The organism is uncultured Thiohalocapsa sp. (genome assembly GCF_913063425.1).
In the GTDB taxonomy this organism is placed as follows: domain Bacteria; phylum Pseudomonadota; class Gammaproteobacteria; order Chromatiales; family Chromatiaceae; genus Thiohalocapsa.
The window spans coordinates 31,984-45,049 of record NZ_CAJXYK010000036.1 but is presented as its reverse complement, the minus strand read 5'-3'; the positions used below and the strand labels follow the sequence as shown (position 1 = coordinate 45,049).

At 70.0% G+C, this 13,066-nt stretch carries 13 protein-coding genes and 1 tRNA gene; 11 read left to right on the top strand and 3 right to left on the bottom strand.

The annotated features are described in order from the left end of the window. Positions 1–46: 46 nt before the first annotated feature. A complete protein-coding gene (yjgA, locus tag QZ607_RS17875; protein WP_295885451.1) occupies positions 47–595 on the bottom strand; it encodes a ribosome biogenesis factor YjgA in 549 nt (182 codons plus the stop codon). 261 nt (positions 596–856) lie between these two features. Between yjgA and QZ607_RS17870 the strand changes: the two genes are divergently transcribed. From QZ607_RS17870 to QZ607_RS17820, 11 genes are all read left to right on the top strand, one after another. After that, entirely contained in the window at positions 857–1,186 is a 330-nt protein-coding gene (locus tag QZ607_RS17870; protein WP_295885449.1) for a hypothetical protein, read from the top strand. Between the two features lie 484 nt (positions 1,187–1,670). Beyond that, the gene (locus tag QZ607_RS17865) at positions 1,671–1,973 is read left to right on the top strand and encodes a hypothetical protein (RefSeq protein WP_295885447.1); all 303 of its coding nucleotides are present in this window, start codon (positions 1,671–1,673) and stop codon (positions 1,971–1,973) included. Further along, positions 1,927–2,121: a hypothetical protein gene (locus tag QZ607_RS17860; RefSeq protein WP_295885444.1), complete on the top strand. Its 195-nt coding sequence runs from the start codon at positions 1,927–1,929 to the stop codon at positions 2,119–2,121. The genes QZ607_RS17865 and QZ607_RS17860 overlap by 47 nt, the downstream gene beginning before the upstream one ends. A 1,107-nt stretch (positions 2,122–3,228) precedes the next feature. Beyond that, positions 3,229–4,827: a tyrosine-type recombinase/integrase gene (locus QZ607_RS17855; protein WP_295885441.1), complete on the top strand. Its 1,599-nt coding sequence runs from the start codon at positions 3,229–3,231 to the stop codon at positions 4,825–4,827. A gap of 222 nt (positions 4,828–5,049) precedes the next feature. Continuing rightward, positions 5,050–5,769, top strand: a complete 720-nt coding sequence (locus QZ607_RS17850) for a hypothetical protein (protein WP_295885439.1) — start codon at positions 5,050–5,052, stop codon at positions 5,767–5,769. Positions 5,770–5,861: 92 nt separating this feature from the next. Continuing rightward, positions 5,862–6,101, top strand: coding sequence for a helix-turn-helix domain-containing protein (locus QZ607_RS17845; RefSeq protein ID WP_295885436.1), 240 nt, complete (start codon positions 5,862–5,864; stop codon positions 6,099–6,101). Between the two features lie 7 nt (positions 6,102–6,108). Further along, complete coding sequence (locus tag QZ607_RS17840; RefSeq protein ID WP_295885434.1) at positions 6,109–7,101, top strand: CHC2 zinc finger domain-containing protein; 993 nt, start codon at positions 6,109–6,111, stop codon at positions 7,099–7,101. Beyond that, entirely contained in the window at positions 7,094–9,007 is a 1,914-nt protein-coding gene (locus QZ607_RS17835) for a DUF927 domain-containing protein (RefSeq protein WP_295885432.1), read from the top strand. The genes QZ607_RS17840 and QZ607_RS17835 overlap by 8 nt, the downstream gene beginning before the upstream one ends. Next, positions 8,997–9,452: a hypothetical protein gene (locus tag QZ607_RS17830; RefSeq protein ID WP_295885431.1), complete on the top strand. Its 456-nt coding sequence runs from the start codon at positions 8,997–8,999 to the stop codon at positions 9,450–9,452. The genes QZ607_RS17835 and QZ607_RS17830 overlap by 11 nt, the downstream gene beginning before the upstream one ends. After that, positions 9,449–9,853 carry a single-stranded DNA-binding protein gene (locus QZ607_RS17825; protein WP_295885430.1) on the top strand — a complete coding sequence of 135 codons (405 nt, stop codon included), beginning with the start codon at positions 9,449–9,451 and terminating at the stop codon, positions 9,851–9,853. The genes QZ607_RS17830 and QZ607_RS17825 overlap by 4 nt, the downstream gene beginning before the upstream one ends. Before the next feature lie 291 nt (positions 9,854–10,144). Beyond that, complete coding sequence (locus tag QZ607_RS17820) at positions 10,145–10,504, top strand: hypothetical protein (RefSeq protein WP_295885428.1); 360 nt, start codon at positions 10,145–10,147, stop codon at positions 10,502–10,504. Between the two features lie 1,411 nt (positions 10,505–11,915). On the opposite strand, the gene QZ607_RS17815 is transcribed toward QZ607_RS17820, so the two are convergent. Continuing rightward, positions 11,916–11,991, bottom strand: a tRNA-Lys gene (locus QZ607_RS17815). A gap of 113 nt (positions 11,992–12,104) precedes the next feature. Next, complete coding sequence (gene queC, locus QZ607_RS17810) at positions 12,105–12,788, bottom strand: 7-cyano-7-deazaguanine synthase QueC (RefSeq protein WP_295885425.1); 684 nt, start codon at positions 12,786–12,788, stop codon at positions 12,105–12,107. Positions 12,789–13,066 lie beyond the last annotated feature (278 nt).

The following is a 13,066-nucleotide window of genomic DNA, read 5'->3' as shown; positions in this document are numbered from 1 at the left end:
GTGCTAAGTGCTGAGTGATGGTGACATCCCTTGCGGTGGGTTTGGGTCACTCATGCGCGGCGTCCAGCAGCTCCCGCAGATGGCGGAAGAGCTTGCGGGGCGCCTCCGGCCGGCCGCGCTCGGTGTCCCGCTGCGCCGCGCGCACCAGGGTGCGCAGCTGCTGGCGGTCGGCGTTCGGGTGGGCGTCCAGCAGCTCCGTCAGTGCCGCATCGCCCTCTTCGATGAGCCGCGCCCGCCAGCGCTCCACCTGGTGATGACGGGCCGTGGCCTGCCGTGCCAGCTCGGCGCGCGCATCCAGCAGGGCCTGCAGCGGCTCGGTGTTCTCCCGCGCCAGGCAGTTGGCGACACGCTTCACATGCCGGCGCAGGGCCCGGCGATCCTTGATGCGGGCGGTCTCGTCGATGGCCGCCCAGGTGTCGGCGCCGAAGCCGAGACCCGTCAGCTCAGCGCGCGGCAGCCCCAGCAGCTCCTCCGCCAGCTCCTGAAGCGCCAGCCGCTCGCGCTTGCGCGCGCTCTTGCTGGGCAGCGCCTCCGCGCCCTCGGCCGCCGCGTCCTCAGGCGCCTGACTGACATCGATCTCGTGGTCTTGTGCCATGTCCTGATTGTCGCCGATTCCGGGCCGCCGCACGATGGCAGACGGCACCCACGTGCGCGACCCACCGGCCGACGGTCCAGCAAACAGACCTGCCGGGCCTTCCGGCAGCGCCGGCACAACGGGAGACACCGCGGCCCGCACGAGCCGTGTGCAACCGGACACGGCCACGGCACTGCACCGCGCCCTCGGCTATGCTGGCGGACAGCGCCAAAGTACACGGCGATCGTCGCCGCTCACAACGCCCACAGGAGCCCCACCAGCATGCACCGCCCCACCCGCGCCGCCATCGTCCTGCCGCTGCTCATCGCCGTCGCCGGCTGCGGCGGTGACCTCATCGCCCCCGAGGGCGCCGCCAGCAACGCGTTCATCAACAAGGTGGATGCCGCCTGCGGGCACCTCAGCATCGGCATGCAGCCCATCAACTACATGCTGGACGTGAGCAACGACGACGTGAGCTTCCTCGACGAGACCGCCAAGCTCGGCACCGGCGAGATCGACCCCGACACTTACCGCCAGGCCATCAACGGCTTCTACCCCACCGGCAACAACCGCGCTGCCATCGACTGCGTCATCGCCCAGCTCAGTCCGTGAGCGCTGCCACAGACTGCCCCCGGATGCCCGGCTCGCCAACACCGACACACGCCCGGGGGCGCCGAGCGCCACTCCGCGAGCCCGCGCGCCCAGGGCCTGTCAACGCTGCGCAGTGAGCTGACTGATGCCGCAGTTCCCGATCGCGGCCGACTGACCCGATGCGCTCCTCCCCACACCGCTCTGCGGTGTGACGCTTCGCCGGCCGCTCCGCGGCCTGCAGCGCTGAGGATCACGTCGTCCCGGCGTTCTGCGCAGGGGCGGGTGGCTGCTCCCTGCGCCTGCCCGGCAACAGGGCGCAGAGCGCCCAGCGATGCGCCACATCGCTGGAGCGGTGCCGCGAGACGAACAGATCCGCCACGCCGGTCAACCAACCGCGCCCCCTCGCCACGGGGGGCACCAGTCCCGTGCTGGATCAACGTCCGGAACTGCCGAGCCCCCAGGGGTTTGGCACAAAAGCTCGCGCAATACACGAATATTCCGGATCATGATCATCGCGGCACTCGCCGGCATGATGGTGAGCGCCGGTGTGGGAGCGGCCCGCCCCGATGGGGTCGGGCGGCCCGATGGTGTCGGCGGCGGCAATGGCGGCGGCAATGGCGGCGGCGGTCACGGCGGCGGCAAGCCCACCGCCGAAGTCTTCGGCGACATGGTCGTCATCGACCGCGACGTCAACGGCGTGCCCATCACCACGCTCGGCCTGGGGGCCGCGGGACAAGTGGATGCAGGTGGCGCAGCCGATCATGCTCGGCCCAAAGGAGGATTGCCCCCTGAGCTTCGACGCCCTTGAGCCCGTGGAAGAGGACGCCGGCTACTTCGTCCAGGGCGTGGACGCCCGCTGCATTCCCTTCGTGGCAGGCGAGATTCCGGACGAATACAACCGTCCACCACCAGCACCGTGGCGGCGGGCAGCCGTCGTCGTACCGCTGCGATGGTGAGAACACCGCCCCTGGGCATCGCATCGCAAGCATTGATGGCGAGGTTCAGCAGGGCGTCCTGGAACTGCTGCGCCTCCACCCGCACCCGCAGGGCGACCGGTCCGGGCCGGATGCGCAGCTCGATGCCCTCGCGGGTGGTACGGCGCAGCAGGCCATGGCAGTCCGTGAGCGGCCTGCGCAGATCGGCGAGCCTGGGCTCCGTCTGCTGCCTGCGCGAGAAGTTCAGCAGCCGCTCGGTGAGCTCAGCCCCGTCCTCCGTCGCCGACAGGGCAACAGCAATATGTCGGTGACTCGCCGAGCCTGAAGGGCGAAACCCGGACCATCCGCGTCCGGTGATCACCACCAGGCCCGCCCCGAGCCCGCCGCGCGCGGGCTTTTTCATGCCCGGCGATCCACCAGCGCGCCGCCGGCCCTGACCCTGTGCCATCGCACCCCGGCACCGACCAGCGCCGCTGTGGGCCGTTGGTGGGGCTGGGGCGCTCGCCGCCGACCCCCTGCCGCTGCACCGACCGCCAGGGGCAGCAGCGCCGCGGCGGAATAACCCGCCCGCCGATCAACCTCTCGACGGGATTCGAGGGATCAAGAATTGCCTCGGCCGCTTTCCGTCTATAGACCCACCGCGCCGTGTGGTTATGCCTGGGCGCCGTTGCTCGGGCGGCTGGCGGAGGTGGTGGAGGGGATCGGGGACTGGGCACCAGGGGGCGCCGGCTGCTGGTGCACCTGACTCCAAGCCGCCGGCCCGCCTGATTCCACCGGACCTTCGCGCCGGCTCGGGAATGCCCGCCCGGCCCTGCTGTTGCCTACCGAGCGCCGTTGTTACCCAGGACGTTACCCAATCGGGCCAGCGGGCAAAGAAAAGGGGCTTCGGTTTCCCGTAAGCCCCTGTCTTTATTGGTGCGCCCTGTTGGACTCGAACCAACGACCACCTGATTAAAAGTCACGAAACCGGCTTTACGGTGGAAAACGACGCCTTACGGTTTTTCACTTTAAAACAGACCCTTACGTTTCGCCCCGCATACGCCCTTGCCCGTTCGTCAACGCTGCATTACGCTTCGTCGTGGTTGCTCATTGGTTGCTCAAATCTGGTTGCTCAAGTGAGGCCCCACGATGGACACCGGAACACCTACCAACGCGGTCAAGTTGACGAAGCGAGCCGTTGAAGCCCTGACCTACCAAGGGACGAACAACGGCGCTTGGTACGTTTGGGATTCGCAGTTGAAAGGCTTTGGCGTGCGCGTGTTCCCCAGCGGCCGAAAGTCTTTCCTTGTGAGCTACCGCAGCAACGGCCGGCGCCGGTTCTTCACGCTTGGGACCTTCGGCAAGGACATGACCGCCGACGAAGCCCGCAAGACGGCGAAGGCGGCCCTAGGCGATGCCGCGCGCGGCCAAGACCCCGCGGCGACCAAGGAAGCGGAACGCCGCGGCGAAACCATGGCCGACCTTGCCGCGGCCTACCTGGACCGGCACGCCAGCACGAAGAAAAGCGGCGCCGACGACCGGCGGCGGCTCGAAACCTACATCCTGCCCCGTTGGCGAAACCTGAAGGCGAAGGCGGTGAAGCGCGCGGACGTTGCCGCGTTGCACTCCAAGATCGGCAAAGCCGGCAAGCCCTACGAAGCCAACCGGGTTCTTGCCCTGCTGTCCAAGCTGTTCGAATTGGCCCGGCGCTGGGGTTATGTCCCCGAGGACCACGTGAACCCGGCCCGCGACATTGACCGCTTCAAGGAACAGAAGCGCGACCGCTGGATAACGCCCGAGGAACTGCCCCACCTGGCAGCGGCCATCAATGCCGAGCCCAACGAATCGGCCCGCTTCGGCCTGTGGCTCTACCTGCTGACCGGCGCGCGAAAGTCCGAGCTGCTGCAAGCCCGATGGGAAGACGTTGACGAGGCCCGCGGCACCCTGCGGCTTGCCGACACCAAAGCCGGCCGGACCCACTACATCCCCTTGAGCGGTCCGGCGCTGGCGTTGCTGCGGGAGCTGCCCCGGCAACCCGGCAACCCGTACATCCTGCCGGGTCACGGCCCGCGCGGCGCTACCGCGGTGGAGAAGGCGAAGGCCCCGGCCCACTTGGTCAACATCTCCAAGCCCTGGAACCGGGTCCGCACCGCGGCGACCTTGGCCCGATGGCGAGACGTGCCCGAGGTCGCGGCCCTGATCGACCGCTTGACCGCGGCCCGCGCGGCGGCGAAGTCCAAGCACGCGGCGAAGGATTGGACCCCGGCCCCGAGCCTTGCCGACATTCGCGAAGCAGCCGCGGCCGAAGGTGTAGACCTGCCCCCGGCAATCGACGACGTGCGCTTGCACGACCTGCGGCGCACGGTCGGAAGCTGGCTCGCCCAAGCCGGCAACAGCCTGCACCTGATCGGGCGGGTTCTGAATCACAGCAACGCCAGCACAACCCAGGTATACGCCCGCTTCGGTGAAGACACGGTACGGGCGGCCCTGGAACAGCACGGCGCCCGCATCCTAGGCTCCGCCGGCTTGGCACCCGCGGCGGACGTTGCCCACCTGCCGGCGCCCGTCAACCGTTGCGGCACCTGCACCTTTTGGGCGGAGGACCACCGCAACGCCCCCGGCGGCCTGTGCATTGCCCAGCGGTCCCCGTACTTCAAGAAGAACCGCGGCGCCCTCGCCGAAGCCTGCCGGCGCTACGCCCACGACGACGAAGCCCCGGACCTGTCCACCCGTACCGCGGCCGGCTGATCGGCCCGGCCCGCGACTGCTACACTGCGCAGACCGAGCCTAGGCTGATCCCCGAACGGGCGGCACCTTCACCGCCCCCGGCTCGGTTCCCCCCTTGAAGGCTTCGCGCGTTGAAGGTGCGCGAACATGCATGACGCCCCCGCCCGGCCGGATTTCATCCCGGCGCCTGTTTGGGAGTGCTGGCTTGAGCTGCGAGACCGCCCGCATTTCGACAGCCCCGCGATGAAGGCAGCCGCGCCCCGGTTGCTCGGCATTTCCCCCGATTGTCCCCGCGACCATGCCGGCGCCCCCGAGATTGCCCGCACTTGGCGGCGACTGGCGAAAGATTGGCGCTGCTGGACGGACTGGCGGCTGATCTTTGACGCCCTCTGGACCCTGCCCGATTCCATGGACCGGGACGCCCGCGCGGCGCTGCAAGACTGCCGCCGATTGGCCCCTGAGATTGCCGACCTTGCCGACGCCCTTGCCGACAAGCTGGCGGCCTATCTGGCAACCGCCGAACGCCACCGAATCAGCGCCCCCGATGCGTCGCTGCTGACCGAGGCCCTATTGACCGAAGCGGCGCCCCTCACCCTGCACCCGCATCGGTTCGCCGAGCGATGCGCCCCGTACCTGACCACCGGCAACGCACCCGGTTGCAACGTCGAGGCCCTGCCGGACCCGTTGCACCTGGTGCAGACCCTCGCCGACGCCTTTACCGAGCATGAACCCACCTGCAACGCCCCCGGCGGCGAACACGCCAGCGACCGCGAAGCGGCCCGCGTTGCCCCTTGGGTTCGGCACTTCGACCGGCACTTAGCCCGCCTGCAATACAGCCTGCTAGGCCCCGCCCTGAGCATCGGTGCCGAGGACGCCGCCCGCCTGCTGACCGCGGCGCTTGGCTTCCCCGTCACCCGCAAAGCAGTTGCAGAGACCCGCGCGCGGCAAGACCGGAACAACTGAGACCCCACAACGCCCCGCGGTTGTTCCAGCGCGCGCGGCCTGCCTTGGGTGACGATGCCCGCACATCGCAACCCAACATAGGCCAACGACGAATGACGACGCGCCCCGAAACCAACCCCGCGCCCCGCGCCCTCACGAGCGCCCTACTTGATGAAAAGGCAGCCGCGGCGCTGTTGAGCTTTTCCCCACGCACGCTGCAAATGTGGCGCGTGCGCGGCGGCGGCCCGAAGTATCTCAAGCTCGGTTCCGCGGTCCGCTACCACCCCGACGACCTGGCAACCTGGATCGAGGAACAGACCCGCTCCAACACCACCGGCCCCGCGGCGGCCTGAGCCCCGCATGCCCCCAAAAGAAAAGACCCGGCGCGGCGGCCGGGTCAAAGATCAGAACACCGCCGACGATAGCGCCCGGCCCGAGGATCGGCAACCGCGGCGCCTGCCCCGCGCGGACCACCTGAAGGCGAGCATTCCCCCGGTGGCCTTCTACACGCGCGAGCTGCCGGGCGCGCCCACCCTGAAGGCGGTTCGCGACCAATGGTCCCAGAACATCCGCTGCCCCTTCCACGAGGACCCGACCCCGAGCTTTGGGGTCAACCTTCGGACCGGCGCGTTCCGTTGCTTCGGCTGCGACGCCAACGGCGGAAGCATCATCGACTTCGCGATGATGGCCGACGGCTTGAGCTTCGACGACGCCTGCGCGGCCCTCGCCGACCGCTACCACGTTGAGCCCGGCACCGCCCAAGCGGCCCCGCCCCCGAGGTCCAGCCCGCCGAAGTCTGACCCCGAGCCCCCGCGGCCGGCGACACTGACGCCGATCCCGGCCGATGCCCTGGCGACGCGCCCGACCGAGCATCCCAAGCACGGCGCCCCCTCGCAGACCTGGACCTATACCGACGCCGACGGACACCCCGTCGCGTATGTCCACCGCTTCGACCCGGACCGCGGCCGAAAGGTGTTCAGCCCGCAGACATGGACCGCGGCCGACGGCTGGCAGTGGCGAGCCCCGCCGAAGCCCCGGCCCCTGTACCGCCTGCAAGCCCTCGCGACCCGGCCTGATGCCCCGGTCTGTGTCTGCGAAGGCGAAAAGGCGGCCGACGCCGCGGCCGAACTGCTGCCGGACATGGTGACGAGCGCGACCATGAACGGCGCCAACGCGGCCGGCCTGGCGGACCTGTCCCCGCTGGCCGGCCGGCACGTCAAGATTTGGCCCGATGCCGACGACCCCGGCGCCCGCTATGCCCGCATCGTCGCCGACCTGGCGACCGCGGCCGGCGCTGCATCGGTGGAAGTGCTGGACCTGGCGAGCATCACGGAGGCGCCCGGCGATGCCTGAGCAGACCCCGGCGCCACTGCCGAAAGGCTATGACGCCGCCGACGCCCTGGCGGCCGGCTGGACCGCGGCGACCTTCGCGGCGGCGGCCCGCTGGCGGCCCATCGAGGCCCCCGCGCCCGCGAAGCCGACCAAAGCCCCGGCCCCACCTGCCGGCGATGCCGACGGCTTGCCGTTCCCGTTCGAGGCCCGGCCCGGCGGCATCTACTACGCGAAGCCCGGCGCCAAGCGGCGAAGCGGCGACGACGCCCCGCCTGTATGGATATGCAGCCCACTGCGAGTGATCGCCCTCACCCGCGACGCCCGCGGGGACGACTTCGGACGGCTTGTCGAGTTCGAGGACCCGGACGGCAACCCGCGGCGCTTGGCCATCCCTGCCGCCGACCTGCAAGGGTCCGGTGAAGCGTTACGCGCGCGCCTGGCTCGGCTCGGCTTGGAGGTCAGCACGCACCCCGAGGCGCGGCGCGCCTTCCTTGAGCTGCTGCAACGCTGGCGGCCCGAGGCCCGCGCCCGATCCACCACCCGAACCGGCTGGACCGACGGCGGCGCCTTTGTCTTGCCGGACCGCGTTATCGGCGACGAAGCCGAGCCCGTGATCCTGGCCGGCGAGCTGGCCGAACCGCCCGCGTTCGCGGTTCGCGGCACGGTCGAGGACTGGCGGCGGCATGTCGGCTTGCCGTGCATCGGCAACAGCCGGCTGTTGTTCTGTGTGTCCGTCGCCTTCGCGGCGCCCCTGCTGCACCTGATCGGCGGCGAGTCCGGCGGCTTCCACTTGAAGGGTTCCAGCACTGACGCCAGCAGCAGCGGCAAGACCACGTGTCAGCGGGTCGCGGCGAGTGTCTGCGGCGCCCCCGATTACCTGCAACGCTGGCGGACCACCGATAACGCCCTTGAGGCAACCGCCGAGCTATCGAACGACGCGCCCCTGATCCTAGACGAGTTCGGCCAGATGGACCCGAAGGCGGCCGGCGAAGCGGGTTACATGCTCGCCAACGGCAGCGGAAAGGCCCGCGCGGCACGCACCGGCGACGCGCGCCCGGTCAAGCATTGGCGCGTGCTGTTCCTGAGCAGCGGCGAGATCGGCCTTGCCGAACACATGGCCAGCGCGAACAAGCGCGCCCGCGCGGGTCAGGAAGTCCGCATGGCCGAAATCCCTGCCGACGCCGGCGCGGGTTATGGCTGCTTCGAGGACCTACACGGCGAACCCGACGGCGCGGCCTTCGCGGTCCGGCTGACCGAGGCGGCCGCGACCTACTACGGCGCCCCCTTCATCGCTTGGATAGAAGCCGTACAAGCCCAACGCGCCCGCCTGCCGGCCCGCGTCAAAGAGCTGCGAGACCTGTTCGTGTCCGATGCCCTGTCCGGTATCAAGAGCCCACCGGGTCAAGTCCGGCGCGTAGCGGCCCGCTTCGGCCTGGTTGGAGTTGCCGGCGAGCTGGCGACCCATGCCGGCTTGACCGGATGGGCTGAGGACGCGGCCTATGAGGCGGCCTTGCGTTGCTTCGGTGACTGGCTGAAGGCCCGCGGCGGCCCGATCCCGGCGGAGGAGCGCGACCTGCTGTCCCAGGTTCGGCATTGGTTCGAGCAGCACAGCAACCGCCTGCGATGGAAGGACCGCGCCCTAGACGACCACGCCCCCGAGGTCCCCCGGCAAGCCGGCTTCAAGCACGACCCCGGCGACGAAGCCGGCGGCCTGGTGTACTACGTGTTCGGTGAGACCTTCAAACGCGAGCTGTGCGAAGGCCACGACTACCGCGATGCCGCGCGCGTGCTTGTGCGGCGCGGCCTGCTGCGCCCCGGCGACGACGGCCGGCCGACCCAGAAGGTCAGGCTCCCGGGCTTCGCAAACCCCCAACGGGTCTATGTGTTCGGGAGCGACCTAGGCGGAGGTGGCGACGATGGACTTTGACCGCATCGCGCGACGCATCGCCCAACGGCGGCGGCGCCAACCCGAGGACCCGGCGCCCGCATCGCCCCCGGCGCCCCCTGCCGGCCCCCAGCAAGCCGGCTCGGCTGCACCCATACCCGAGGCCCCGGCGGCGCCCGCGCCCTGGCAGGAAGCCCGCGACGAACGCGCGGCCATCATGCAACACGACGGCGGCCTGACCCGAGCCGATGCCGACGGCGCGGCCGAAGTCCTGCACCCGGACCCGGACAATCCGCCCGCGGCCTGGCTCGGCTTTACCGTCGAGGACCTGAAGCGCGCGGCCGGCCCCGACTGGCCGGATGTGTGCCATCAACCCCGCGTGCTGGCGGCCCTTGCCCGCGCCCTGGACCGCGGTCCCGACGGCGCCCGCATTCGCGCCCGGCGCGGCCAAGCCACCCGCGACAACCCCGAGGACCTTTCGCGATGATGCAAGCCAGCATTCACGGCCGGCTCGGTAAGGACCCGCAGCCGATCAACACCCGCACCGGGAAGCCCATGACGGCGGCCAGTGTCGCGGTTGACGTGAGCCAGCGCGACCAAGAATCGACCCTATGGGTTCGTGTTATCGCCTTCGGCAAGCTGGCCGACCAACTGGCGAAGCACGCCAAAGGCGAAACCCTGTCGGCAAGCGGCCGGCTGGAACTGTCCAAATGGACAGCCGAAGACGGCACCGCGCGGGAGTCCTGGCAACTGATTGCCGATGCCCTGGTATCGGCCCGCACCGTTCGCCCCGGAAGCGCCCGCAGCAACCGACAGGGCACGACCGGCCCGCCGAAGCCCAGCAACAGCGACGCGGCGCCCTTCGACGATCCCGTGCCCCCGTTTTGAATCCAGCAAACTGAACCCACGGCGCGCGGTTGGGCGCGGCGGCACTCGGTTTGCGCGTGGTTGACCTGTGGGGTTGAGCTTCGGTTGACCTTGCGTCGAATTGCCTGCAATCGGTGCGGGTCCTTTCCGCCGATTCGCGTTGCGATACTCGAAGCCGCGAAGTTGCTCTAGGTTCCGTCGCCCCGTCATAGTCAACCATCGGTGAACTTTGCTCGCGGCAATGCGGAGAATTGACCCTTGAGCCGCCCTAATCGCCCGCTGACACCGCAGCAGCTTGAAGCAGCGCGGCACTTGGCCCGCGGCGCGACTGGTGCCGACGCGGCCCGCGCGGTTGGCGTCAGACCCGAGACCGTTTCGCACTGGCGGCGCGTTCCGGGCTTCGATGAAGAACTGCGGCGCCTGGTGGCACTTGCCGAGACCGGCGACACCCGCGCGCGCGTCGAGGCCCTGACGCCGAAGGCCCTTGACGCCTTGCAAGCGGCACTGACCGAGCCAACAGCAGCCCCGGCCGTGAAGATCGCGGCGGCCGATGCCCTGCTGAGATTCGCGGCCGCGATTCATCTTCAGGAAGCCGCGGCCACGGCACCCGACACCCCCGCCGACTGCGCCCCCCGAGGCCCCGCGGCCCCGCCTTCGACGGTCGAGCCGTAGCCCACCGCAACGCATCGCGGTTTTGTCCCCAGTGTCCCCACCTTTTGGGGACGCGCGGGGACACCTTAACACGCTGTTTCAATTACACTTTCAGGGATTGTCCCCAGTGTCCCCGCTGTCCCCAGCTATTTTGCATGAGTTGAGGAAAACGCCGGGCACGTCCCCAAGTCCCCATCGCCCCTCTGTGTGTTCTCCCGAAAGACACAAAGCTATACCCCCCGTGTACGCACTTCCCCAGCTTCCGCCCCTGCTGTTTTCCCTGACTCCTGCAAATCGAGCGGGGACACTGGGGACACCGGGGACAATTCCGAAAAGGACGACGAAACAGAACCTTGCAAACGACCAACCGTCCCCGGTGCATGGGGACAAACTGGGGACAATGGGGACAACGTTACGCCGAGTTACGCCCTGTTACGCTGGTTCCGGCGACGCGCGCAAGCAAGCCCGCGCCTGCCGGCGAAACCGCGGCATTGGCGTTGCCTGCCGCCCTGCATCCCGTCAACGGAACGGCCCCAGGGTGAAGACCCCGAGGTCTAGGCCCTGCCGGAGCAGGTGACGCCCGAGCATCGAGGACCGAGGTCGCGGACCCGTCGGCGATGGTGACGCCCCGGCATGAAGGCCCGCCGGGTCGAGGCCCTGCTGAAGCTGCCGGCGTTGGCGCCGCTTCCATGATCGAGCCCACCGAGTCGAGACCTTGCCGACACCGCCTGACGCCTTAGTGTTGAGTCCCACCGGGTCGAGGACCTGGCGGCCGGGGTCCCGGACCCGCCCCAGGGCACCGCGCCCGAGGCCCTGCCCGAGCTGCCGGCCGGGTTCCGACTCCGCTCCAGGGCACCGCCCCGAGACCCTGCCGGCCGGGTCCGGCTTCGCCCTCAGGGTCGCGACCGGCCCGAGGACCTGCCTGAGCTGCCGGCGCTGGCGGCATGCCCCAGGATCGAGCCCACCGGGTCTAGGACCTGCCCGAGCTGGCGGCCGGGTCCCGGACCCGCCCCAGGGCGCCGCGCCCGAGGCCCTGCCCGAGCTCCCGGCCGGGTCCGGCTTCGCCCTCAGGGTCGCGACCGCCCCGAGGCCCTGCTGAAGCTCCCGGCCGGGTCCACTTCGCCTTCAGGGTCGCGACCGGCCCGAGGACCTACCCGAGCTGCCGGCGCTGGCGGCATGCCCCAGGATCGAGCCCACCGGGTCGAGGACCTGCCCGAGCTGGCGGCCGGGTCCCGGACCCGCCCCAGGGCACCGCGCCCGAGGCCCTGCCCGCGCTGCCGGCCGGCGGACCGCACCACGTCGGCGCCATTGAGCGACACCCCGTCGAGCATCGCCCGGCACCGCCCGCCGGTGAATCTTGCCCCGGCTGGTTGCTCATTGGTTGCTCAAATGAAAAGGGCTTAGGAGAAATCCCCCTAAGCCCTTGATTTTATGGTGCGCCCTGTTGGACTCGAACCAACGACCGCCTGATTAAAAGTCAGATGCTCTACCAACTGAGCTAAGGGCGCTTGGAGCCCGCAGGCTGAGATTTTCGCTTCGCCGCGGGTAATCGCCAAGTATAGCTTGGTGCGGCTCGGCTGAGAAGCACGCCGGCGGCCCGGTCCGACGCCCTTCTTTTGGGTCAGACGTAACGGGTCGGGTCCGGCAGGCCGGCGGCGCGGAAGCCTTGGGCGCGCAGGCGGCAGGAGTCGCAGCGCCCGCAGGCGCGGCCTTGGTGGTCCGCCTGGTAGCAGGAGACGGTGAGGCTGTAGTCGACGCCCAAGTCGTTGCCGCGGCGGATGATCTCGGCCTTGCTGAGGTGGATGAGGGGTGCGTCGATGCCGGGGGCGTGACCTTCCACGCCGGCCTTGCTGGCGACCTGCGCAAGCTGCTGGAAGGCGTCGATGAACGCGGGTCGGCAGTCTGGGTAGCCTGAGTAGTCGAGGGCGTTGACGCCGATGACGATGCGACCGGCACCGGCCACCTCGGCGAGCCCCAGGGCCAGGGCCAGCAGCAGGGTGTTGCGCGCCGGGACATAGGTGACCGGGATGCCGTCGGTGGGCGCCTCGGGGACGGCGATGCCGGGGTCGGTGAGGGCGGAGCCGCCGATGAGGCGCAGGTCCAGCGGGACGATGGTGTGGGCGGCGGCGCCGAGCTGGCTTGCCACGGCGCGGGCAGCGTCCAGCTCGGCCCGGTGACGCTGGCCATAATCGATGCTGAGCGCGTGGCAGTGCAGGCCCTGACCGCGGGCCATGGCCAGGGCGGTGGCGGAGTCGAGGCCACCGGAAAGCAGGACGATGGCGTTCTGAGCGTCGGGGCTGGACATATCGGCGCGGTCCTCGGTGCGTGGTGGGCGCGCTGCTGCTCGATGGCGGCAGGCCGTTCGGCTCACGCCATGCGCTTGCGGACCAATAGGCCGCTGTACCCCGGCCGGGCGGCGGCCGAGGCCAGTATGCCCCTTGGGCCGGCCGGCGGCGCAGCGTCGCTGAGGCAGGGCCGCGCGGCCGCTGTGCGCTGCCCCTTGGCCACGGGCAGTCTAACCGCCCCGCAGCCGACGGCAAGCCGCGTCCCGAGCGCGACGACGGCGGCGGGTGCGCGCGCGCA

Bases quoted from the DNA above. Each gene is read 5' to 3' on its own strand.
- yjgA (WP_295885451.1), bottom strand. From the start codon at position 595: ATGGCACAAGACCACGAGATCGATGTCAGTCAGGCGCCTGAGGACGCG.
- QZ607_RS17870 (WP_295885449.1), top strand. From the start codon at position 857: ATGCACCGCCCCACCCGCGCCGCCATCGTCCTGCCGCTGCTCATCGCC.
- QZ607_RS17865 (WP_295885447.1), top strand. From the start codon at position 1,671: ATGATCATCGCGGCACTCGCCGGCATGATGGTGAGCGCCGGTGTGGGA.
- QZ607_RS17860 (WP_295885444.1), top strand. From the start codon at position 1,927: ATGCTCGGCCCAAAGGAGGATTGCCCCCTGAGCTTCGACGCCCTTGAG.
- QZ607_RS17855 (WP_295885441.1), top strand. From the start codon at position 3,229: ATGGACACCGGAACACCTACCAACGCGGTCAAGTTGACGAAGCGAGCC.
- QZ607_RS17850 (WP_295885439.1), top strand. From the start codon at position 5,050: ATGAAGGCAGCCGCGCCCCGGTTGCTCGGCATTTCCCCCGATTGTCCC.
- QZ607_RS17845 (WP_295885436.1), top strand. From the start codon at position 5,862: ATGACGACGCGCCCCGAAACCAACCCCGCGCCCCGCGCCCTCACGAGC.
- QZ607_RS17840 (WP_295885434.1), top strand. From the start codon at position 6,109: ATGCCCCCAAAAGAAAAGACCCGGCGCGGCGGCCGGGTCAAAGATCAG.
- QZ607_RS17835 (WP_295885432.1), top strand. From the start codon at position 7,094: ATGCCTGAGCAGACCCCGGCGCCACTGCCGAAAGGCTATGACGCCGCC.
- QZ607_RS17830 (WP_295885431.1), top strand. From the start codon at position 8,997: ATGGACTTTGACCGCATCGCGCGACGCATCGCCCAACGGCGGCGGCGC.
- QZ607_RS17825 (WP_295885430.1), top strand. From the start codon at position 9,449: ATGATGCAAGCCAGCATTCACGGCCGGCTCGGTAAGGACCCGCAGCCG.
- queC (WP_295885425.1), bottom strand. From the start codon at position 12,788: ATGTCCAGCCCCGACGCTCAGAACGCCATCGTCCTGCTTTCCGGTGGC.